We start from the raw sequence: 20,524 nt of genomic DNA on the forward strand, positions 1-20,524 counted from the left end.
ATCGCGCTGCCGGCCGGTCAGGCGCCGAGACGGCTGTAGATGCGGCTGGCCAGGGACGCGGCCAGCTGGTTCAACGCGGCGGGGGGATCGAGCTGCGCGAACTGCCCGAGCAGTTCCGCCGCGGCGTAGGCCTCCGCTTCCGACAGCACCGCGGCGCACCGCTCCCGGCGTCCCCGGTCCAGCAACCGCGTCAAAGCTTCGGCGTATTCGGCCAGGTCACGCACTGCGGCGAGGCCGTAGCGCTCGTCGAGCGGACTCTGCTGCCCGATGTCGTCGCTCATGGCCGTACGCCCTCCTCGTCACCCAATCGACTGTCTCCAGAAAATCTATGTCGGCCGGGGTAGACATTCAACGGCGGGTGTGTGTACTGTTCTTCTCGTAGCGAGAGAGACAACGTCAAGCAGGCGCGGGAGAGGACGTAACTGCCCGCGAGGTGAGACAGGGCGGTCAGGCAGCACGGAGCCGATCAAGGGAACAAGGTTTCGGCTGGTGACCGCGAGCAGTACTCCAGGACCGGGTCGTGAAGAGGTTTGACCAGGTAGTACCGGTCCCGGAGCGGTAGTGCAGGACCGGGCGGAGCAGGTGCGCCCGTGAAGATCGGCAGTGTGCAGTTGTAGTTGTATTTGCTGTTGTTTGTTGTTTGTGCAGTGGTAGTTGCAGGACCGGTCAGGTGGCCGGAGCCGATCAGTGAACGGGGCTCCGGGCAGTGACCAGCGGCGTCAGGCGTGCTGGGACCGATCAGTGGAAGGGTTCCCGCCGGTGGCGTTCGCAGCAGGTGAAGTAGCAAGAAACGCAGTAGCAGTACCGAGTAAGTGGAAAACACCGGAAAGAAGGGAACGGGAGCATCATTGGATCGCCCGCAGCGGTTGGTCTTTGCCGCGCGGGTGCCGCAGTCCCATCGAGTTCGGAGGTGGTGCTCGGTCACGAATGAGCGATCCCCGCGCAGACCGGCTTTCGGCCGGACGCGGGTGCAGGACGCCGGCGGTCGCGCCGGTTGACAATGGTGAAACCCAACCCTTTGAGGACCCCGGGTGCCGCAGTGGCACCCGGGGTCCTTTGTGATGTGGAGGCCGAATGATTCCTGACCAAGAAGGACCCGGCACGCCGAGCGCGGCCGACAAGTTCGACGACGAGAACTACCCCGGCTACACGATGGGCCGGGCCGCCGACATGCTCGGCACCACCCAAGGTTTCCTGCGCAGCCTCGACGAAGCCGGCTTGATCACCCCGCAACGTTCCGCCGGCGGGCACCGCCGGTATTCCCGCCACCAGCTGCGCCTGGCCGGCCGGGTGCGGGAACTGGTCGACCAGGGCACCCCCATCGACGCCGCCTGCCGCATCATCACCCTTGAAGACCAGCTCCACGAGGCGCAACGCCTCAACCGGTCCCCTCATCTCGATCCCGAGAGCAGCACCGCCGACTGACGGCACGCGGCGTCCGGGTGGGACGCCGCGGACAGCTTTGTCCCCTGACCGGCCCGCCGGCCGAACCGTCCGGCGGCCGGGCACCAGGTGGTGACCCGCTTCCTAGCGGCATGGGCGGATATCCGCGCGAATCCGCGTAGCCGGCGGAAGTCCCGAGAGACGTTCCCCACTCCCCGCGGTGATCCGGCTCGGCCACGCCGAAGCGAACCCGCGGAACGCTCTAGACCGAGGCGCGTTCCCGGTCGAAGGGCGCGGTCAGCGCCGTGCCGGCGGCCTCGACGGCGAGGTACCCGTTCAAGTGGGGGTGACGGCTGCCGACGGCGACGTCGCGCCAGAACCGCTGGAGGGCGTTCGCCGTGGCGAAACCGCTCGCGCCGTGCAGATCGAGCATCCGGTCGAGCGCTTCGCGGCAGTCTCGAGCGGCGTCCGCGAGCGCCATGCGCAATCGGGGCGTGTCCTCCTTGGCCAGCTCGCTCGCGTCGGACTCGCGCGCGACCGTGAGCATCGAGTTTTCGGCCCGGTCCACCAGGTGGGCGGCCTCCGCCAGCCACTGGCGGGCCCCGGGTGACTCGCCCATCCGGCCGTACCCGCTCATGAACGGCTTGCGGTCCGAGGCGAACATCGCGAGGGTCGCGTCGAGGGCACCGCGGGCGGCGCCGACCACCGGGCCGAGCACCGTCATCGAGTACAGCATCAGGCTGTTGACGGGGAAGGGTTCGGCCGCCACCACCCGTTCGGCCGGAACGAAGACGTCGTCGGCGACGAGGGTGTGGCTGCCCGTGCCGCGCATGCCCGCCATGCTCCAGGTCCGCTCCACGGTCAGCTCCGCGACCGGGACGACGGCGAAGGAGAACACGCCGTCGACGAGCAGGGCGACCGAGGCCCAGGTGGCGTCCTCGCACCCGGAGGCGTTCGGCCAGCGGCCGCTGACGTGCACGCCCTCCGGCCCCCGCCGGCCCTGGGCACCCGGGACGCCCGATCCGCAGAAGAGCGCGTCCGGGTCGCCGAAGAACTCGGGCGACCGCGCTCCGGCGAAGCAGCGAGCCGCGATGTCCTTCGCGGTCACGCACGTCCCGGCGACCCAGGCCGTGGCCGGGCACGCCCGGCCCAGTCCGGTGAGGCACCGGGCGACGGTTTCGGCGCCGGCCCAGGCGCCGCCGTGGTCCCGCGGGGTCCGGAGGGCGAAGACCCCGTGCCCGCGCAGCGCGTCCAGGCTTTCCGGAGCGGGCCGGGCGCCCTCTTCCGTCTTCTCGGCGTAGGTGCGCAGGGTCTCGGCGGCCGCGTCCGCCGTGGTGTTCTCGTTCACGCCGTCGACCCAACCAGCGGCCGGGGGTGGCCGGCCATACGCGAACCGCGCCGGTTCATACGCGGCTGTGCGCCTACCATCGAGCGCATGGACTTGATCAGTGAGGTCATTCGCGCCGTCCGGGTCGGCAGTGCGAACGCCCGCCTGATCCGGCAGACCGATCGCCGCGGCGTCCGGTTCCCCGCCTTCGCCGGCAGTGGCTTCCACATCGTCCTGCGCGGTACCTGCTGGCTGATCACCGAGGACGCGGAGCCCGTCGCCCTGCGCGCGGGCGACATCGTGCTCACCTCGACCGGCGTCGAGCACGGCCTGCACACGTCTCCCGGCGCGCTGGAAAACCTGCCGGCCGTGACGATGGGCCCGTTCCCGCCGGCCGACGGGCCCGCGGAGTTCGAGTTCCTGTGCGGTGCCTACCGGCTCGAGCGAGGCCGCGTGCCGCAGTACCTCCGCGCGCTGCCCGACCCCCTCGCCGTGTCCCCGGACTACGACCGCGACCCGGAGATGCACACCCTGGTCGACCTCCTCGCCGCCGACGTGTCCGAAAGGCGGCTGGGTGGGGGAGCGACCCTGCCCGCGCTGCTGGACCTGATCCTGGTCAAGGTGCTGCGCCAGTGGCACGACCAGCACGACGCGTACGGGTGGCCGCAGACCGACGACCCGGCGGTCGCCGCCGCCCTGCGGCGAATCCACGAGAACCCCGAGCGGCCGTGGACGCTGGCGGGGCTCGGTGCGGCCGTGGGGTTGTCGCGCTCGGTGTTCACCAGGCGCTTCACCGCGGTGGTGGGCCGGCCGCCGATGAGCTACCTCACGAGCTGGCGACTCGACCGCGGCGCCGGCCTGCTGCGCGAGACCGACGCCTCACTCGCCACGATCGCCCGCCGCGTCGGGTACTCGAGCGAGTTCGCGTTCTCCGGCGCCTTCCGCCGGGAGTACGGGATGTCGCCGGGCCGCTTCCGCCGCCCGCCGGAAACCTCCCGTGCCTCGGTATCCGGACGTCCGGACGACGCGCCCGGCTCCACATCGGACAGTGCCGGGCCGGGCCTTCGCCGGCCCGCGAACATTTCGTAGCTCTGTGCCCGGTCACCACGGCACGGGCTCGCCGTGCCGGTCCAGGAACTGCAGGCCGGGCGCGCCGCCCTGCGCTTCGAGGACGTCGACGACCGCCGGGACGCTCTCCTCGGGGGCGAGGGGCGCGTCGGGGCCGCCGAGCCGCGTGCGGTTGTGGCCGGGGTCGATGAGCAGCTTGGTCCGCCCGTCGCCCGCGGTTCGCGTCGCGTAGCTGCGCATCAGCTGGTTGAGCGCGGCCTTGCTGGCCTTGTAGAGCTCGTGGCCGTCCTCGGTGTTGCGCGAAACACTGCCCTGCTCGGACGACATGACCGCGACGGTGCCACCGGGCACGACGAGGTCGCCGAGGGCTTCGACGGTCCGCAGCGGGCTCAGCGCGTTGGTGATCATGACCTCGGTGAACGTCTCGGCCGGGACGTCGCCGATCGGCACGTTGCCCCGGTCGATCGCGGCGTTGACGAAGAGCAGGCCGAGCCGGCGCCCGGCCAGCCGCTCGCGCAGGGCGGCGAGCTCTTCGGCGCTCGTCATCTCCAGTGCTTCGATCTCCAGCCGGCCCCCGGCGGCCAGGGTCCGCAGGCCGGGACTGTCGCGGCGGGTCGTGGCGATGACGTGCCGGCCGCGGCGGACGAGCTCCGCGGCGAGGACGAGCCCCAGGCCCCGGGAGGCGCCGATGACGAGGGCTTGGCATCCGCGGCTACCTGCGGGCGTTCGCGCGGTTCCTCACCCGCGACCCGGCGGGCAAGGTCCTGCTCGCGCTCCTCGCCCAGGCGCAGCACGATCCGGCCACCGCCCGGAGCTTCCAGGAGCGCTACCTCGGTCCGCGCCGGGACGAGGAACGCGCCCTGCTCACCCGCGCGATCGACGCCGGGGAGATCGCCCCGAAGCTCGGGCCCGACGCCGCGCTGGACGCCTTGGTCGGCCCGATCGTCTACTGCGCCCTGACCGGGTCGAGCGTCCCCCGTGGACTGGTGAGCACGCTCGTCGAGGACGTGCTCAGGCCTCGTCCGAGCTGACGGCCCTCACCGCCGTTCCTCGATACCGGTGTAGCGGCCGGGCATCACCATGCAGTACAGCCCGCCGGTTTCGTTGGTCAGGCAGTAGACCGGCCGGTCCGAGTCGGAGCCGGCGGTCGGATCGCTCTGGTCGCCGATGTGCTGGATGGTGATGTGCTGCGGGTCCTTGGGCGGCGCCGGCAGCGGCGGCTTGTCCCACGGGTGCCACGCCAGCAGGCCGCCGCCGATCCCGGCGACCAGGATCGCGAAGGACAGCAGGCCGGTCCCGGCCCGTGACTTGGCCGGCTGCGGCTGCGGCTGCGGCGGGGACGGCTGCGGTTCGGGGCTCTCCGGGTTCGACATGCCGGACAGTCAACATCATCATCGTCGAGAACCGAGACGGGACCCGGCCCCGAGTCTCGGTACCCGGACGTAACGTCGGGGCGAGACCGGTGTCGCGGACGAAGGGCGAGGTGCGTGCGGGCGGAGTCCGAGGTCACCGACGAGGTCGTGCTGTCGACCGGCCGCCGCGTCTGGACGGTCGGCGTGATGTGCACGGCGGTCGGCCTGGTGATCGCCATGGTGACGATCGTGAACGCGGCGCTGCCCGCGCTGGCCGCCGACACCGGCGCGAGCCAGGCCGGACAGACGTGGATCGTCGACGTCTACACGCTGGTGCTGGCCGCGCTGGTGCTGCCGGCCGGCGCGCTGGGGGACCGGTACGGACGCCGCGGCGTGCTCGTCGCCGGCCTGCTCGTGTTCGCGGGCGGGTGCGCCGCGCCCGTCTTCCTCGATACGTCGTCGTGGATCATCGCGGCCCGGGCCGTCACCGGGCTCGGCGCGGCGATGATCATGCCGGCCACGCTGTCGATCATCACCGCGAGCTTCCCGCCGGAACGCCGCGGCCGGGCCATCGGGACCTGGGCCGCGGTGGCCGGGGTCGGCGGGCTCGGCGGGCTGGTGCTCGCCGGGGTGCTGCTGCAGCACTTCGCGTGGCACTCGGTGTTCCTCGGGCCGGCGGTGCTGTCCGTGGTCCTGGTGGCCGCGAGCCTGACGGTGCCGACTTCGCGCGACCGCCGTCCGCACGCCTTCGACGTGGTCGGCGCGGTGCTCAGCGCCCTGGCGATCGGCGCGGTGGTGTTCGGCATCCTGCGCGTCGCCGATCTCGGCTGGGGCCACGGCGTCGTGCTCGGGTCGATCGCGGGCGGGCTGGTGCTGGGCGCGCTGTTCGTGGCGTACGAGCTGCGGCGCGCGGCCCCGCTGCTGGACGTCCGGCTGTTCGGCAACGCGGCCTTCGCGGCCGGGTCGGTTTCGGTGACCGTCCAGTTCACCGCGGCGTTCGGGATGTTCTACGCGCTGGCGCAGTACCTGCAGCTGGTGCAGGGGTATTCGGCGCTGAAGTCGGGGCTGGCGCTGTGGCCCGTCGCGGTGACGCTCTTCCCGCTGTCGCTGGCTTCGGCGCCGCTGGTCCGCCGGTTCGGGCTGCGCACGGTGACGTGCGCCGGGCTCGCGGTCGTCGTCGCGGGCATGGTCCTCATCGGACAGCTGGACGCCGGAAGCGGTTATGCCGCCTTGGCGATCGCGGTGTGCGTGCTGGGCGCCGGCATCGGGGTGACGGCCCCGGCCGCGACGAGCGCGATCCTTGACAACGTGCCACCGTCGCAGTACGGCGTGGCCTCGGCGGTCAACGACGCGACGCGCGAAGTCGGTGCGGCGCTGGGAATCGCGCTCACGGGCAGCGTCCTTTCCGCCGGTTACACGGATGCCGTTCGCGCGGCGACGGTGGCGCTGGCACCGCCCGCGCGGGAGGCGGCGGAGGGGTCGTTGGCGGGTGCGCTGGCGGTGGCGGTGGATGGGCGCTTGGCGTCGGCGGCGCGGGCGGCTTTCGCGCACGGTATGGGGATCAGCATGCTGGCGTTGGCGGCTGTGGTGGTGGGGGGCATCGTCGCGGCCGCGGTGCTGGTGCGCCGGTAGCGGTCCCGCTGGTTACCCGGTGACGGGCTCGGCGGTCCACGAAGCCAGGATCCGCAACGCTTCGCGGGCCGGCGAGCCCGGTTCCGCCGTCAGGACCATGAGCCGCTGGCCGCTGCCGTCCGGGCTCTCCCACATGTCGCAGTCCAGCGTCAGGTCGCCGACCACCGGGTGGTGGTAGCGCTTGACGCCGTAGCCCGCGCTCGTCACGTGGTGGGCCGCCCACCACGTGCGGAACTCCGGGTGCTGCACCGCCAGCTCGCCGACGAGGTCCGCCAGCTCCGGCGCGTCCGGGTCGCGTGCGGCCTCCAGGTGCAGGGCCGCCACCGCCGTGCGGGCCGCCTCTTCCCAGTCGGTGTGGAGCGCGCGCACCGAAGCGTCCGCGAAGAGCAGGTACACGTAGTTGCGGCGGTTCGGCGGGTAGCGGGCGAAGTCGGTGAACAGCGCCGCCGCCGCCTCGTTCCACGCCACGACGTCCAGCCGGCGGCCCAGCACCATCGCGGGCGTCTCCGCCAGCTGGTCGAGCAGCCGCTTCATCGCGGGGCGCAGTCTTTCGGCCGCCCGGCGCCGCGGCCGGCGGAAGGGCTTGCCGGCCAGTTCGTACACATAGGACTGCTGGTCGTCGCTCAACCGGAGCGCGCGGGCCAGGGTGGCGAGCACCGACGAAGAGGCCTGCACGCGCCCCTGTTCGAGCCGCGTCAGGTAGTCGACGCTGATCGCGGCGAGCTGCGCGACCTCCTCCCGGCGGAGTCCGGCCACCCGGCGGGGTGAGGCGGGTTCCGGCAGGCCGACGTCGTGCGGGCTCAGCTGGGCGCGGCGCGCCTTCAGGAAGTCGCCGAGCTCCTTCGGCTGACCGGTGGGCTCCATGGCCCCGATTCTGCCTCGGGCCGGCCGGTCCCGGGTGGGCAGGTTTCTTCCCCCGATCAGCCGCGCAGTTCGGCCGCCTGCTCGCGGAGGGCGTCGACCACCGCGGTGGCGCCGGCCGAGCGACCGTGCCGGGTGACGGCGACCGCGGCCCGGCCGCGCCAGGCCGGGTCCTCGACGGAGACGACCGCGACCCCCGCCGGGACCGACGCCGCCGCCACGCCCGGCAGCAGCGCGATGCCGAGGCCGGCCGCCACCATGCCCAGGCGGGTCGTCCAGCCGCGGACCGCGTGGCCGACACGGGGCTCGGCCAGGGTCGGCCACGCGCCGAACTGCGGCTCTCCGCGCCCGCCGCGGCCGACGATCCACGTCTCGTCGCGCAGGTCCGCGACGTCCACGAGCCGCCGGTGGGCGAGCCGGTGCCCGGCCGGCACGGCGACGCGCAGATCGTCCTCGGTCAGGACGTCCTGGTGCAGGCCCGTGAGGTCGTACCCGGGCAACCCGTCGCCGACGCCGATCACCACGACCTCGGTGCGCCCGCCGCGGAGCCGGGCGAGCAGCGCCGGGGTGGCTCCTTCCTCGAGCGTGACGGCCAGCCCGGGGTGGCGGGTGCGCAGCACCGCCAGCGCGCGCGGGACCAGGACCGCCGCCGCGGCCGGGAACGCGCCGATCGCCAGGCGCCCCGCCAGCCGGTCGCGCAGCCCCGCCAGTTCCTGCTCCGCGGTGTCGAGGACGGCCAGCGCGGTGGTCGCGTGCCGGGCCAGGAGCGCCCCGGCCGGGCTCGGCCGCACCCCGCGGGCGTGCCGCTCGAACAACGCCGTGCCCGCGGCGGCTTCCATCATCGCCACCTGCCGCGAGATGGCGGACTGCGTGTACCCGAGGGACGCGGCCGCCGCGGTGAACGACCCCGTCGCCGCCACCTCGCGGATCACCCGCAGGCCGGCCAGCGTCACTTCCGCCATGCCGCCAGCCTACCCATGAGCGATCCGCACAGCTCCTGTGCGAAGACATCGCTGGTGCGCATGCCCGCGCGAGCGCAGCATGGAAGCATGATTTGGTTCATCACAGGATCTTCGAAGGGCTTCGGCCGCCACTGGACCGAGGCCGCCCTCGAGCGCGGTGACCGGGTCGCCGCGACCGCGCGAAACCCCGCGCAGCTCGAGGACCTCGTCGAAAAGCACGGCGACGCGGTCCTCCCGCTCGAGCTCGACGTCACCGACCGCGCCGCCGCGTTCGCCACCGTCCGCCGGGCCGCGGACCACTTCGGCGGCCTCGACGTCGTCGTGAACAACGCCGGCTACGGCCACTTCGGCCGCGTCGAGGAACTCACCGAGGACGACGTCCGCGCCCAGCTGGAGACCAACTTCTTCGGCGCGCTGTGGGTCACGCAGGCCGCGTTGCCGATCCTGCGGGCGCAGCGTCGCGGGCACATCATCCAGGTCACCAGCGAGGGCGGGGTGATCGCCTTCCCGGGCATCGGCGCCTACCACGCGTCCAAGTGGGCGCTGGAAGGCCTTTCCGAGTCCCTGGCGCGGGAAGTCGCCGAGTTCGGCATCCACGTCACCAACCTCGAGCCCGGCCCCTACGCCACCGAGTGGCTCGACGTCGGCTCGCGCCGGAGCACGCCGAACCCGGACTACCCGGCCGCCGGCGAGGGCCACTGGGACGTCGGCGACCCGTACGCCACCCGGGCGGCCGTGCTCGACCTCGTCGACGCCGCCGACCCGCCCCGGCGGATGTTCCTCGGCAAGTCCCTGGCCGCGGTCACCGCGGAGTACGAGAACCGGCTCAAGACGTGGAACGACTGGCAGGACGTGGCGGTGCGGGCGTTCGGCTGAGGGCCGCGTGCGGGTCGTCGGCGGGCAGCCACCCGAGGTCCGGCGAGCCGACGTCCCGGGTGAGCGCCGCGATGGTCGCGAGGACCGGCGCGCGCGTCTCGTCCCGCCGGGACACCAGCGACCACGTCCAGAACGGCGCCGGATCGACCACCGGCCGGCGCGCGAGGTCCGGCGGGGCCGGCGTGGTCTGGCCCTTCGGGTTGTTGAGCACCGGGCGCCGCAGCCGGCGGACGTGGTCGAAGAACGCCGGACCCGTCGACCCGCCCTCCTCGACGTGCACCACTTCGGCGCCGGTGGCCGCCGCGAACTCCTCGGCGTAGGCGTTCCACGACGCCCAGCTGGCGGTGTCGGCGTCGACGAGCACGACGACGTCCTTCGCCCGCACCTCGGCGGTCCGGGCGCCGGTGCCGAACGCGTGGAGCCGGTCCGCGCCGAGCAGGCGGGCTTCGAGGCCGTGTCCGGCCAGGTCGGCGGCCCGCGCCCAGCAGATCGCCAGGTCGATGCTCCGGTCGGCGACCCGCTTGAGCTGGGCGTGCGACGGCAGCACCCACGTGTCGACGTGCAGGTGCGCGACGCCCGCGACGCGGTCGAGCAGATCGGCCGGGCGCCAGTTGACGTAGCCCAGCCGCACCGGCTCGCGCGCGCCGATCCCGGCGGCCGAGCGGCGGAGCTCGTCGGCCTGCTCCAGCAGCGCGACCACCTGCGGCAGCAGCGATTCGCCGCATTCGGTGAGCGTGACCGAGCGGCGGTCGCGGTCGAAGAGACGGACGCCGAGGTCGCGTTCGAGCGCCTTGATCTGCTGGGACAGCGAAGGCCCGGCGATGCGCAGCCGCTCGGCGGCCCGGCCGAAGTTCAGTTCTGTGGCGACGGCCACGAAGTACCGAAGCTGGCGTAGCTCCATACGGGCAGCTTAGTGCGGTGGGAGTCCAGGCCTTCCAGGTGAGAGCGAACCGGTCGTGGCGAAGCGGGTCCGCCCGGCACATCCTCGGCTCAGGAAGCACCACTCACCAGGAGGTTTTCATGAGCATCCAGAAGGTCGCGGTCGTCACCGGAGCTTCGCAGGGCATCGGCGCGGCCGTGGTCGAGGCGTACCGCAAGCTCGGCTACGCCGTCGTCGCGAACTCGCGGTCCATCACCCCGTCGGGCGACGCCGGGATCCTGGCCGTCGCGGGCGACATCGCCGACCCGGCGGTCGGCGCCCGCGTGATCGACCAGGCCCTGGCGACGTTCGGCCGCGTGGACACGCTGGTCAACAACGCCGGCGTCTTCATCGCGAAGCCGTTCACCGAGTACACCGCGGCCGACTTCGACCTCGTGACCGGCGTCAACCTGCGCGGCTTCGTCGAGGTCACCCAGCGCGCGATCGCCGCGATGCTGGAGGTCGGCGGCGGGCACGTCGTCAACGTCACCACCAGCCTGACCGACCACGCGAACAGCGCGGTCCCGTCGGCGCTGGCGTCGCTCACCAAGGGCGGCCTGAACTCGGTCACGAAGTCCCTGGCCATCGAGTACGCCACGCGGGGCGTCCGCGTGAACGCCGTGTCGCCGGGCATCATCCGCACCCCGATGCACCCGGAGTCGACGCACGAAGCGCTCGCCGGCCTGCACCCGGTCGGGCGGATCGGCGACCCGGGCGACATCGTCGACGCGGTCGTCTACCTGGAGGGCGCGCCGTTCGTCACCGGCGAAATCCTGCACGTCGACGGCGGCCAGAGCGCGGGACACTGACGTCATGGACATCCTCACCGGGGTACTGGACGCCTGGAAGTCCGCGGTCGACGCGCACGACCCGAAGCGCGTTGCGGCGTCGTTCACCGAAGACGCGATCTTCCAGGGCCTGCACCCGTACAGCGTGGGCCGGGACGGCGTGGCCGCGTACTACGACTCCCAGCCGCGGGGCATGACGGCGGAGTACCGGATCGTGGAGACCCGCCGGCTGGCCGACGACGTGCTCCTCGGGTACGCGAGCGTCGACTTCGCGTTCACCGACCGGGAGACGATCTCGGTGCACCTCAGCGTGATCGTCCGCCGGGTGGGCGATGCCTGGCTCATCGCCCACTACCAGGTTTCGCGGCTCTGAAAGGAGCAGGACCATGGAGTTCCTCGTCGACATGAGGACGACCGTCCCGCCGGGAACGAGTGCCGAGACGGTCGCGGACACGCGGCGTCGCGAGGCGGCGCGGAGCGGGGAACTGGCGGCGCAGGGCCACCTCCGGCGGCTGTGGAAGCCGCCGGAGGGGCCGGGCGAGTGGCACACGATCGGGCTGTTCGCCGCCGCCGACGAACCGGAGGTGCGGCAGGTGCTCGAGTCGATGCCCCTGCACGCGTGGATGGAGGTGACGGTGACGCCGCTGAAGCCGCACCCGAGCGACCCGGGCACGGGACGGCCGTAGCCGCGCCGGCCCGTGTTCCGCGGAGCGCTACCATCGCCGTCCCGAAAGGACTGTCGTGGCGCGGTTTTCGCGAACCGCGCGGAGCGAAGGGCCGGGGCCGGACGTTCGGCCGGCGACGGTGGCGAAAAGGGCAAGCTTCGCGCGGGGCGGTTGACGTTTCGGCCGTCTCCCACCATGCTCCGGGCCCACGAACGCCCGCAGCCGGACATCCGGCTCAGTCAGGAGGAATTTCCGTGACGATCGCCCCGACGGTGCACGCCCGGCGAACCAAGGCGAGCTGGTTCGTCCCGATGCTGCCGGTGGTGGTCATGGGCTTGACCGCGTGTGGCTCGGCCGGGGTCAGCGGGTCGGCGGCGCCGGTGGCGAGCGCGTCCGCTTCGCCGGCGAGCGCTTCCCCGCAGACGTCCCCGGCGCAGTCCGCATCCGGTGCCGGGACCCCCGAGGCCGCTCTCGAGCGCTGGGTGACCCAGGTCTTGCAAGAGCAGTACAAAGAGGCGTGCCTTTCCGGCGCACCGGTGCTGCCCGACGGCCAAGACGCCGAAACGCTGTGCGCCAACCCCAAGGCGCTCTCGAGCGTCAAGTCGCTGCACGAGGCTTGGGCGAAGCCGGGCGTCAAGCTGCCCCCGGAGGGGAAGGTCGAGGTCGGCGAGGTGACGGCGAAGGGGAACGAGGTGACGGTGCCGGACACGGCGGTCAAGGTCGACGGCCGGACGCTGCGCAGCCTCGAACTGATCGGCGCGACCGGGGACACGGGCTCGTTCAGTCTCAGCTTCAAGATGCAGAAGCACGAAGGGGCTTGGTACGTCCAGGACTTCGACCTCAAGTTCTGAGCCGTGCACGGGGGACTACCGGGTTAGTGCGAGCAGTGCGTCGATCGCCGGCGCCGGACCGCCGTTCCTGAGGTGCGCGACGGCGAACATCGGTGCGATCACCCGGCTCCAGGCGTACAACCGGTCCCCGTCGAGCCCGCACGCGGTCGCCACCCGGTGACATCGGGTGGCGACCTCCTCGTGCCCGGCACCGGACACCACGTAGTCGACGGCGTCGAAGCACGGATCACCCAGGCACGCCTTCGGATCGATCGCGACCAGACCCCGTGACGGACCGCCGTCGAGGGCGTTGCCGAGGTGCAGATCGCCGTGCAGCAGCACGATCCTGCCCTGGGTGTCCAGCAGCGCCTCGCAGCGCCGGATCGCCCGCTGCCACGTGCGGCGGTCGATCCGCGCGCCGACGACCGGCTCGGAAAGCCGTCGGCCGATCCGGGCGAAGGCCTCGTCGCACCGGCCGCGCAGGTCCCGCGGCCAGTGCGGGGGCGGCGGCACGGCGTGCAGCGCGGCGAGCAGTTCTCCCCACCGGTGCGGCAACGACTCCGCGGGCAGGTCCCCGGCTTCGGTGCCGGGCCGGATCTCTTCCAGCACCATCGCGCCGGCTTCGGCGTCAACGGCCAGCAGGGCCGGCACCCGGCCCGAAGGCGCGAACACGCGCAGCATCTCAGCCTGTGCGCTCACCAGGGCGCGATCCGGGCTGAGCTTGAGCACCGCCGGCGTTCCGTCTCGCCGGCGACAGCGCAGGACGAGAGACGAGGCCCCGCTCGCGAAGAGCTCACCGAGCACGACTCCCCACCGGGAGGCGAGCCGCGCGGCGAGGGCGGGAACCTCGGCGAGCCACGTCTCGGTCCCGGGCCCGAACCGATCCACCACCGGCGCGCCGGCTTCTTCGATGTCCATCCCGGCAGTCTGCCGTGCTCAGGCCACCTGGAAGACGCGTCCTTCGCTTTCCCACGTGGACCTGCTGCCCGGGTGGTCGAGATCCACGGTGTCCCCCTTGAGGAAACCGAGGGGCGGCGGCGTGAAAGGACCGTGCGACAGGACCCCGGTGTACTTCCCCTTCGTGCCGTCGTTCCACGTGATCACGATTTCGAAGTTCGGTCCCCGAACGGAACCGACCGCCGTCAGGCTCTGCACCGATCCGCCGGAGTGCGAGGCGGACGCGCTCAGCCGGTCCTGGTCCTGGCTGATGTCCACCAGGACCCGGAACCCGTTGCGCTGCACCATTTCCCAGCGACCACCGACTTGCAGGAACGGTCCCATGACTACCTTCTTCCCGATCGGGCGCTCAGGTCACCGGACGATCCGGACCTGGCCTTGCGTGCCGTCCACCGTGACGACCTGGCCGTCGTGCAGCCGCGTGGTGGCGTCGCCGGTGGCCACGACGGCCGGCACGGCGTACTCCCGCGCGATGATCGCCGGGTGGGACAGGGTTCCGCCGGCGTCGGTGACCAGCGCGCCGACGCTCGGGAACACCACCGACCAGACCGGCGAGGTCATCGGGCACACCAGCACTTCGCCGGCGCACAGCCGGCCGAGCCCGGTCTCGTCGTGGATCACGCGGACCACGCCCGTGTAGCTGCCGGGTGACGCGGCGATCCCGCGCACCACCGCCTCGTCGGTGCCCGGCTCCGGCGCGGGGGCGAGGATCAGGTCGAGGGTCCAGAGGAAGGCCTCGTTGGCGAACCGCGCTTCCGGGGGCAGGGAGGCCGGCGACGGCGGCGGTGGGGGAGGGGTGCCGTAGCTCGCGGGACCGGGGTGGGCCATGGCCCGGATCCGCTCGCCGGCCCGGCGCGCGGCCGGCGCGTGCCGGTCTTCGCCGAGCCGCAACGCCGTCAGCAGCTCGGTCGGGCACAGGTGGAAGGCGGCCGCGGGCTCGGGGAGCAGGCCGCGGCGCGTCAGCCGGTCGCCGACCTCCACGACGGCGCGGCGCACCAGCGCACCCGGGCCGCTGATCGTGTGGAACTCGTTGTCCTCGCGCACCGGGTACGCCGTGAGGGCGCGGGTCAGGGCGGTTTCGAACCGCTCCCGGGCGGCGACGTCCCGGCCGGCGAGCGCGGCCCGTGCTTCGGCGGCGGCCGCGGCCCGCCGCCCGGCCAGCTCCTCGTCCCGCGCCCGCGGGTCGTAGCCGGCGGCCAGCTGGTGGCGCAGCAGCGCGAGAACCAGGTCGGGCCGCTCGTCGACGGCGGGCTCGGCGAATTCGTAGCTCAGCGTGCGGCAGCAGTACCGGCGCAGGTAATCGGCGAACCGCGCGGCGAAGCCCGGATCTTCGGCGAGGACGTCCGCCGCCGGGTCCTCGACGAGCCGGCGCAGCCGGGGATCGGCGGCGACGTGGGCGGCCAGCTCCGCCAGGGCGCGGGCCGGCTCGGTGGAGCGCACCGAGGTGCCGGCGACCAGCCGCAGCCACGCCCGGTCGTCCCAGCCGAGCAGCTCGCGACAGGCGAGCGCGAGCTCGCGCAGCACCATCGCCAGCGCCAGGTGGAGCCGGAAGTGGATCGACAGGCCGCAGCCGAACAGCCGCAGCGTCGACTCGGCGTGCCGCGCGAGCGCGTCGTCGTCGAGGAGGCCGAGGTCGATGTCCCGCAGGGTGGCGACGCAGGACTCGAGGCGGGGGCGCCACTCACCGGTCCACCGGTCGACGTGGCGCATCGGGACGTCGGCCCGGATCGCCGCGACGCACTCGCGCACGCGCCGCCGCAGCACCGGTATCAGCCGGAAGGCGAGCGGCACGGCCCAGTCCGGCAACCGGATCGGCTCCCGGCCACCGAGCGGGACGATCCGCAGGTACTCCAGGCCGCCGATGTCGCGCAGGTCCGCCCCCTCGATGAGCAGGCCCAGCTCGCCGACCGCGTCCCGGACCGCCGGCATCCGCGGCTGGTAGGCCGCGCGGGTCAGCCTCGTCCACGGCAGCGGCGCGTGGCTGCTCTCCCGGGTCCAGTAGCCGGGCGGTACTTCGACCGGCAGCGGCGCCGGAGCGGCGGGCAGGGCGGTCACCGGTCGCGACTGCAGGAGTACCACTTCGCCGTCCGCGACCGCCCACTCGACGTCCTGGGGCGCGCCGCGCCACCGCGCGGCCGTGCGGGCGAGTTCGGCGACGGCGAGCGCCGAGCCGGGATCGAGCGCGGCTTCGGCCCCGCGCTCGCGGTGGGCCCGGCCGCCGCGGACCGTCCACCGCTCCGGCGTCACCTCGCCCGAGACCATCCGGTCGGCCAGGCCGGGGACGGCGTCGAGCACGACGACGTCCCGTTCGCCGGTGACCGGATCCGCCGTGAACGCCACTCCCGCGGCGGCCGCGGCCACCATCGGCTGCACCAGAACCGCCATGGCCGGCCCTTCGCCCACCCCCCTCGAGTAGGCGACGACCCGGTCGCCGAAAGCGGACGTCCAGCAGCGCAGCACGGCCGCCCGCAGCGCTTCCGTGCCCCGCACGGACAGCACCGTGCAGTACTGCCCCGCGTAGGAAGCACCGGCCAGGTCTTCGTCGACGGCGGAGGAGCGGACGGCGAGCGCGACGTCGCCCCACGGCCGGACCGCCTCGACGAGCGCGGCGAGCACGTCGCCGGGCAGGGCGAGCCGGGCGGCCGGCGGCTCGCGCGCCGCGGCCACCGACCGCGCGAACACCCCGGCCGGAATCACCACGCCCGGGGGCACCGGCATTCCGTGCGCCGCCAGCGCCGCGAGCGTGGCGGCCTTGGTGCCGGCGACGCGGCGGTCGGTGGCCTGCGGCAGGGGGAGCAGAACGGCCTGGGACGTCGTCATCGGGGGCTCCTCGAATCGGGTGACCCACCGTCGCCGACCACGCCGGTAGCGCGACATCGGCCGGACTACGTATTTCCGGGCAGCCGCTCGAGTACGTAGCGGGTGAGCGCCGTGCGGGAGCCGAGGCCGAGCCGGCCGTAGATGTTCTGCAGGTGGGTGGTGACCGTCCGCTTGCTGATGAACAGCCGGCCGGCGACCTCCGCGTTGGACAGGCCCTGCGCGACGAGCCGGGCGACCTGTTCTTCGCGTTCGCTCAGCTCACTCGGCCTGGCCCGGGCGGGCCGGGACACCGGGGGCCGCCCCAGCCGGCGCAGCAGCTGCCTCGCCCGGTCCGCCTGCGGCCGCGCGCGCAGCCCGTCGAGCACCTCGACGCACCGCGTGAGGTCGGCGGCGGATCCGGCCTGGTCGGGTTGTAGCTCCACACGGTCCAACCGGGCGAGCACCTCGTCGTAGACCATTCCCGCGGCGGCGAAGCGGTCGACGGCCGCGTCGAGCGACGCCGGGTCGCGGGTGATCCGGCCCCGCAGCCACCGGGCGAGCGCGGCCGGGTACCGCACCTCGTCGCCCAGCGCCTCGAGCCGGTCCGCCGCCGTTTGCGCGGTCGCGACGTCTCCGGCGTCCAGCGCGGCGTGCCCGAGCGTGGCCAGCGCGACCGGCAGGAGCGCGGGCCGGCTCGCGACCAGCGCGGCGGCCGGGCCCAGCGCGGCCGCCGCGCCGTCGCGACCGAAGACGACCTCCACGCTCACCTGGCCGAGGACGCTGGCCACCCGCCGGTCGACGTCCGGCCAGTGCCCGTAGCCCGCCCGGGCCTCGGCGATCCGGCTTTCGGCGTCGTCGAACCGGCCTCGGCGGGTGAGCAGCATGCCCTGCAGCGCGAGCCCGAACGCCGCGCCACGGGCCATGCCGACCCGCTGCGCCAGCTCCACGACGTCGAAGGAGCGGGCCATCGCGTCGTCCCAGCGGCCGCCGAACAGGTCCGCGAAGCCGAGCAGCAGCAGGGGGACGACCTCGAGCGTCGGCACGCCGGCCCGGCGGGCCCCGGCCAGCGCCTTGGTCGCGTGGGCCCGGGCCAGCGCGAGGTCACCGCCGTTGAGCAGGAGCATGAAGACCGACCGGGTGGCCAGCTCCGTCAGCACCGGGTCGCGCAGCTCGTCGGTCTTGCGCACCACGGCATCGACCCCGGCCAGGCCGGTCCGGAAATCGCCGCCGGTGAACGCCGACGCGACCCGGTGGACGTCCGCGCTCACCCGATCACGCCTCGACCCCGTCACCTCGACGAGGCGATCCAGCTCGCCGATCAGCCGCCGCTCGGCGGCGGTGTCGCCACGGCGTCCGGCGGCCCGCACGCGGGCCTCGGTGACGGTCAGGTGCTCGGGGCCGGGCGGCACGCCGGCGAGTGCGTCGGCGGCCAGCGCCAGGTGCGCCTCGGCGGCGTCGACGTGACCGCGTTCCCACTCCGCCATGGCGGCGTTCGCCAGGCACCGCGCCCGGGTCCGGACGTCGTCACCGGCGAGGTCGGCCGCGGCCAGCCACGCGGTCCGGGCGTCCTCCGGCCGGCCGGCGAGCTGGCTGGCCCCGGCGAGCAGCCGCGTCAGTTCGCCGAGCACCTCGGTGCGGCCGAGGCGGGTCGCCGCGGTGAGGGCGGCGCGGGCGTTCGCCGCCGCCTCGTCACCGCGGTTCTCCGCGATCGCTTCGCGGGCCGCGCGATCCAGGATGTCGAAGGCCTGCGCCGGCGCCAGTGCCTCGCCGGCGGCACGCACGTGGAACGCCAGTGCGCGCAGGTAACCGGGAGCGGTGCGCAGCACGGCACGGGCGGCCGCCGCGTGCCGCTCGCCGCGGGCGGCCGCGGGCAGCAGGTCGTAGGCCACCTCGCTGAGCAACGGGTGCGCGACCCGGTACACCACCGCGCCGTCCAGCACCTGCTCGTCGGCCAGGTGCGCGGCCCGCAGCCGGGCGATCCCGCCGGGCAGCAGGGCGTCGTCGGCGACGACCTCGCGCAGCAGCGCGTGGGTGACCTGCCCGCCGAACACGGCCAGGACGTCGAGCACCGGCCGGGCGGCGGCCGGCAGGCTTTCGATGCGCCCGCGCAGCAGATCGCCGACCACGCGGGGCAGGGGAGCGAGGTCGCCGGCGCCGAGCACCCACCGCTCGCCGGAGCGCACCAGCGCGCCGCTGTCGACCAGGGCGCCGACGAGTTCCTTGACGAACAGCGGGACCCCGCCGGCCCGGCCGGTCAGCGCTCGCAGCAGCGCGGCGGGAGGCTCGTCACCCAGCAGCGCCCGGACCAGCGAGCCGACCGCGTCCTGGCCCAGTGGCCGCAGGACGATCTCGGTCAGCACGTCGCCGCGCCGCAACGCGGTGAACAGCTCCTGGACCTCCCGCCGCGGCTCACCGGTGCGGCAGGCGAAGACGAACAGGACCGGGCGGTCGGCCACCCCGCGGACCAGGTAGTGGAAGACGGCGAGGGATTCGGAGTCGGCCCACTGCAGGTCGTCGATCAGCACGGCCAGCGGCCCCCGCCGGCTCGCCCGGCGCACCAGGCCGCACACCGCCTCGAACAGCCGGGTGCGCTCCAGCCCCGCGTCGCCGAGCGGACCGGGGCGGGCAACGGGAAGACCGTCGAACAGCCGGGCCAGGTCGCCCAAGCCGTCGACGAGCGCGGCGACGTCGGCCGTGGGCCCGTGCACCAGCGGCCGCAGGGCTTCCACCACCACGGCGTAGGACAGGTCGCGCTGCAGCGGCGCCCCGCCGGCGCACAGCCCGGTGAAGCCGTCCGCGCACGCCCACCGCAGCGCGGCCGTGGCCAGCCGCGACTTCCCGATCCCGGCCTCGCCCTCGACGACCGCCACCGCGGCCCCGCCGGTCCGGACGCGGCCGAAGCACTCGACGAGCCGGCGCAGTTCCCGATCCCGGCCGACCAGCGGAACGTCCGCGTGCACGGTGACGGCCACGGCGATTCGCCTCCGCTCGGAGTTCCGGGCGGGTAACACGATCACACACCGGCCCGGCGATGCGGTGGATCGTCACCGCGATTCCCCTGGTTGGCCGAAGATCGCGCGACCGTCAGACGGTGAGGACGACCTTGCCCCGGAGGTGCCCGCGTTCGATCAGCCGGTGGGCGTCGGCGATGCGTTCGAACGGGAAGGTCTCCTGGACGTGCACCCGGAGCCTGCCCTGGTCGACGAGGTCGGCGAGTCCGCGCAGGGCGACCGGATCGGGGTCGACGGCGATGCCGCTGAAGCGCCGGCCGGCCGCCTCGAACCGGGCGGCGAGTTCCGTGTCCTCCTCGGCGACCGCCGTCACCAGGTGACCCCCGGGGCGGAGCACGCCGAGCGAGCGTCCGGCGGTGTCGCCGCCGAGCGTGTCGAGCACGACGTCGATGTCGCCGGTCGCCTCGGTGAAGTCGGCCGCGGTGTAGTCGATCACCTCGTCGGCGCCGAGTCCCTCGACGAACTCCCGCTTGTCCGTGCCGGCGGTCGTGATCACGTGCGCGCCCAACGCTTTCGCGAGCTGGATCGCGAGGTGGCCGACGCCACCGCCACCGCCGTGGACGAGGACGCGGTCGCCCTCGGTCACGCCGCCGAGGTCGACGAGGCCCTGCCACGCCGTCAGCCCGGCGACCGGCAACGCCGCCGCCTCGACGTGCGAGAGCGACGCCGGCTTGCGCGTCAGGTGCAAGGCCGGCGCGGCCACGAACTCGGCGTACGCGTTGGCCGCCCGCGGGAACAGCGGCATCCCGAACACCTCGTCGCCGGGCCGGAACCGCCACGTCTGGGGCGCGTCTTCGACCACGCCGCTGATGTCCCAGCCGAGGATGAACGGCGGCGGCCCGAGCAGCGGGAATTCGCCGGCGCGCAGGCGCGGTTCCAGGGGGTTCAGCCCGATGGCCTCGACCCGGACGAGGACCTCGGTCGGCAGGACCCGGGGCGTGGGCGCGTCCACGATGGTCAGGACCTCCGGGCCCCCGACGGTGTGCTGGGTGATGGTTCGCATGACTCCGACGATGGAGGCGAAACCGCACCCGTACCACCGGTGTCACGCCAGGAAATGCCGGTTACCCGCCATGCCCGGGGGGACTCGTGAA

21 protein-coding genes are annotated in these 20,524 nt (G+C 73.7%); 9 read left to right on the forward strand and 12 right to left on the reverse strand.

The window, feature by feature from the left end:
* Positions 1-17 precede the first annotated feature (17 nt).
* Entirely contained in the window at positions 18-281 is a 264-nt protein-coding gene (locus AB0M83_RS07465) for a hypothetical protein (protein WP_364513905.1), read from the reverse strand.
* Between the two features lie 793 nt (positions 282-1,074).
* On the opposite strand from AB0M83_RS07465, the gene AB0M83_RS07470 reads away from it, so the two are divergent.
* Complete coding sequence (locus AB0M83_RS07470; RefSeq protein ID WP_364513908.1) at positions 1,075-1,425, forward strand: helix-turn-helix domain-containing protein; 351 nt, start codon at positions 1,075-1,077, stop codon at positions 1,423-1,425.
* 220 nt (positions 1,426-1,645) lie between these two features.
* On the opposite strand, the gene AB0M83_RS07475 is transcribed toward AB0M83_RS07470, so the two are convergent.
* Entirely contained in the window at positions 1,646-2,731 is a 1,086-nt protein-coding gene (locus AB0M83_RS07475; RefSeq protein ID WP_364513911.1) for an acyl-CoA dehydrogenase family protein, read from the reverse strand.
* Positions 2,732-2,818: 87 nt separating this feature from the next.
* On the opposite strand from AB0M83_RS07475, the gene AB0M83_RS07480 reads away from it, so the two are divergent.
* Entirely contained in the window at positions 2,819-3,799 is a 981-nt protein-coding gene (locus tag AB0M83_RS07480) for an AraC family transcriptional regulator (protein ID WP_364513914.1), read from the forward strand.
* A gap of 12 nt (positions 3,800-3,811) precedes the next feature.
* On the opposite strand, the gene AB0M83_RS07485 is transcribed toward AB0M83_RS07480, so the two are convergent.
* Positions 3,812-4,468 (reverse strand): SDR family NAD(P)-dependent oxidoreductase, encoded by a 657-nt coding sequence (locus AB0M83_RS07485; RefSeq protein WP_364514089.1) that lies wholly within the window; start codon positions 4,466-4,468, stop codon positions 3,812-3,814.
* Positions 4,469-4,494: 26 nt separating this feature from the next.
* Between AB0M83_RS07485 and AB0M83_RS07490 the strand changes: the two genes are divergently transcribed.
* Positions 4,495-4,809, forward strand: coding sequence for a TetR-like C-terminal domain-containing protein (locus AB0M83_RS07490; protein ID WP_364514092.1), 315 nt, complete (start codon positions 4,495-4,497; stop codon positions 4,807-4,809).
* Positions 4,810-4,815: 6 nt separating this feature from the next.
* On the opposite strand, the gene AB0M83_RS07495 is transcribed toward AB0M83_RS07490, so the two are convergent.
* Complete coding sequence (locus AB0M83_RS07495; RefSeq protein ID WP_364513916.1) at positions 4,816-5,151, reverse strand: hypothetical protein; 336 nt, start codon at positions 5,149-5,151, stop codon at positions 4,816-4,818.
* Positions 5,152-5,265: 114 nt separating this feature from the next.
* On the opposite strand from AB0M83_RS07495, the gene AB0M83_RS07500 reads away from it, so the two are divergent.
* Positions 5,266-6,762: an MFS transporter gene (locus AB0M83_RS07500; RefSeq protein ID WP_364513918.1), complete on the forward strand. Its 1,497-nt coding sequence runs from the start codon at positions 5,266-5,268 to the stop codon at positions 6,760-6,762.
* Positions 6,763-6,774: 12 nt separating this feature from the next.
* Here AB0M83_RS07500 and AB0M83_RS07505 read toward each other — a convergent pair whose 3' ends face one another.
* Together AB0M83_RS07505 and AB0M83_RS07510 are read right to left on the reverse strand one after the other, a co-directional pair.
* Complete coding sequence (locus AB0M83_RS07505; RefSeq protein ID WP_364513921.1) at positions 6,775-7,626, reverse strand: helix-turn-helix domain-containing protein; 852 nt, start codon at positions 7,624-7,626, stop codon at positions 6,775-6,777.
* 56 nt (positions 7,627-7,682) lie between these two features.
* Positions 7,683-8,585: a LysR substrate-binding domain-containing protein gene (locus AB0M83_RS07510; RefSeq protein WP_364513924.1), complete on the reverse strand. Its 903-nt coding sequence runs from the start codon at positions 8,583-8,585 to the stop codon at positions 7,683-7,685.
* An 87-nt stretch (positions 8,586-8,672) separates the two neighbouring features.
* Here AB0M83_RS07510 and AB0M83_RS07515 point away from each other — a divergent pair, with 87 nt between their 5' ends.
* On the forward strand, positions 8,673-9,461 hold the full coding sequence (locus AB0M83_RS07515) for an SDR family NAD(P)-dependent oxidoreductase (RefSeq protein WP_364513927.1): 789 nt from the start codon (positions 8,673-8,675) through the stop codon (positions 9,459-9,461).
* On the opposite strand, the gene AB0M83_RS07520 is transcribed toward AB0M83_RS07515, so the two are convergent.
* Positions 9,412-10,362 carry a LysR family transcriptional regulator gene (locus tag AB0M83_RS07520; RefSeq protein ID WP_364513930.1) on the reverse strand — a complete coding sequence of 317 codons (951 nt, stop codon included), beginning with the start codon at positions 10,360-10,362 and terminating at the stop codon, positions 9,412-9,414. The two genes, AB0M83_RS07515 and AB0M83_RS07520, sit on opposite strands and share 50 nt — an antisense overlap.
* 119 nt (positions 10,363-10,481) lie before the next feature.
* Here AB0M83_RS07520 and AB0M83_RS07525 point away from each other — a divergent pair, with 119 nt between their 5' ends.
* The 4 genes from AB0M83_RS07525 (at position 10,482) to AB0M83_RS07540 (ending at position 12,684) form a co-directional block, all read left to right on the forward strand.
* A complete protein-coding gene (locus AB0M83_RS07525; protein ID WP_364513933.1) occupies positions 10,482-11,189 on the forward strand; it encodes an SDR family oxidoreductase in 708 nt (235 codons plus the stop codon).
* 4 nt (positions 11,190-11,193) lie between these two features.
* Positions 11,194-11,541: an SgcJ/EcaC family oxidoreductase gene (locus tag AB0M83_RS07530; RefSeq protein ID WP_364513936.1), complete on the forward strand. Its 348-nt coding sequence runs from the start codon at positions 11,194-11,196 to the stop codon at positions 11,539-11,541.
* Between the two features lie 13 nt (positions 11,542-11,554).
* The gene (locus AB0M83_RS07535) at positions 11,555-11,854 is read left to right on the forward strand and encodes a muconolactone Delta-isomerase family protein (protein WP_364513939.1); all 300 of its coding nucleotides are present in this window, start codon (positions 11,555-11,557) and stop codon (positions 11,852-11,854) included.
* Positions 11,855-12,087: 233 nt separating this feature from the next.
* Entirely contained in the window at positions 12,088-12,684 is a 597-nt protein-coding gene (locus AB0M83_RS07540) for a hypothetical protein (protein WP_364513942.1), read from the forward strand.
* A gap of 15 nt (positions 12,685-12,699) precedes the next feature.
* On the opposite strand, the gene AB0M83_RS07545 is transcribed toward AB0M83_RS07540, so the two are convergent.
* From AB0M83_RS07545 to AB0M83_RS07565, 5 genes are all read right to left on the reverse strand, one after another.
* Positions 12,700-13,581, reverse strand: coding sequence for an aminoglycoside phosphotransferase family protein (locus tag AB0M83_RS07545; protein WP_364513945.1), 882 nt, complete (start codon positions 13,579-13,581; stop codon positions 12,700-12,702).
* Positions 13,582-13,599: 18 nt separating this feature from the next.
* Positions 13,600-13,944 (reverse strand): hypothetical protein, encoded by a 345-nt coding sequence (locus tag AB0M83_RS07550; protein WP_364513948.1) that lies wholly within the window; start codon positions 13,942-13,944, stop codon positions 13,600-13,602.
* A 30-nt stretch (positions 13,945-13,974) separates the two neighbouring features.
* The gene (locus AB0M83_RS07555; protein WP_364513951.1) at positions 13,975-16,440 is read right to left on the reverse strand and encodes a PEP/pyruvate-binding domain-containing protein; all 2,466 of its coding nucleotides are present in this window, start codon (positions 16,438-16,440) and stop codon (positions 13,975-13,977) included.
* 65 nt (positions 16,441-16,505) lie between these two features.
* A complete protein-coding gene (locus AB0M83_RS07560; protein WP_364513954.1) occupies positions 16,506-19,391 on the reverse strand; it encodes an AAA family ATPase in 2,886 nt (961 codons plus the stop codon).
* Positions 19,392-19,503: 112 nt separating this feature from the next.
* A complete protein-coding gene (locus tag AB0M83_RS07565; protein WP_364513957.1) occupies positions 19,504-20,433 on the reverse strand; it encodes an NADP-dependent oxidoreductase in 930 nt (309 codons plus the stop codon).
* Positions 20,434-20,524: the final 91 nt, after the last annotated feature.

Origin of the sequence: Amycolatopsis sp. NPDC051106, assembly GCF_040682775.1 — a bacterium.
Classification (GTDB): domain Bacteria; phylum Actinomycetota; class Actinomycetes; order Mycobacteriales; family Pseudonocardiaceae; genus Amycolatopsis.

What these genes read in the sequence shown, in the direction of transcription:
- AB0M83_RS07465 (WP_364513905.1), bottom strand. Translation starts at nt 281, where the DNA reads ATGAGCGACGACATCGGGCAGCAGAGTCCGCTCGACGAGCGCTACGGC.
- AB0M83_RS07470 (WP_364513908.1), top strand. Translation starts at nt 1,075, where the DNA reads ATGATTCCTGACCAAGAAGGACCCGGCACGCCGAGCGCGGCCGACAAG.
- AB0M83_RS07480 (WP_364513914.1), top strand. Translation starts at nt 2,819, where the DNA reads ATGGACTTGATCAGTGAGGTCATTCGCGCCGTCCGGGTCGGCAGTGCG.
- AB0M83_RS07495 (WP_364513916.1), bottom strand. Translation starts at nt 5,151, where the DNA reads ATGTCGAACCCGGAGAGCCCCGAACCGCAGCCGTCCCCGCCGCAGCCG.
- AB0M83_RS07505 (WP_364513921.1), bottom strand. Translation starts at nt 7,626, where the DNA reads ATGGAGCCCACCGGTCAGCCGAAGGAGCTCGGCGACTTCCTGAAGGCG.
- AB0M83_RS07510 (WP_364513924.1), bottom strand. Translation starts at nt 8,585, where the DNA reads ATGGCGGAAGTGACGCTGGCCGGCCTGCGGGTGATCCGCGAGGTGGCG.
- AB0M83_RS07515 (WP_364513927.1), top strand. Translation starts at nt 8,673, where the DNA reads ATGATTTGGTTCATCACAGGATCTTCGAAGGGCTTCGGCCGCCACTGG.
- AB0M83_RS07520 (WP_364513930.1), bottom strand. Translation starts at nt 10,362, where the DNA reads ATGGAGCTACGCCAGCTTCGGTACTTCGTGGCCGTCGCCACAGAACTG.
- AB0M83_RS07525 (WP_364513933.1), top strand. Translation starts at nt 10,482, where the DNA reads ATGAGCATCCAGAAGGTCGCGGTCGTCACCGGAGCTTCGCAGGGCATC.
- AB0M83_RS07530 (WP_364513936.1), top strand. Translation starts at nt 11,194, where the DNA reads ATGGACATCCTCACCGGGGTACTGGACGCCTGGAAGTCCGCGGTCGAC.
- AB0M83_RS07535 (WP_364513939.1), top strand. Translation starts at nt 11,555, where the DNA reads ATGGAGTTCCTCGTCGACATGAGGACGACCGTCCCGCCGGGAACGAGT.
- AB0M83_RS07545 (WP_364513945.1), bottom strand. Translation starts at nt 13,581, where the DNA reads ATGGACATCGAAGAAGCCGGCGCGCCGGTGGTGGATCGGTTCGGGCCC.
- AB0M83_RS07550 (WP_364513948.1), bottom strand. Translation starts at nt 13,944, where the DNA reads ATGGGACCGTTCCTGCAAGTCGGTGGTCGCTGGGAAATGGTGCAGCGC.
- AB0M83_RS07555 (WP_364513951.1), bottom strand. Translation starts at nt 16,440, where the DNA reads ATGACGACGTCCCAGGCCGTTCTGCTCCCCCTGCCGCAGGCCACCGAC.
- AB0M83_RS07565 (WP_364513957.1), bottom strand. Translation starts at nt 20,433, where the DNA reads ATGCGAACCATCACCCAGCACACCGTCGGGGGCCCGGAGGTCCTGACC.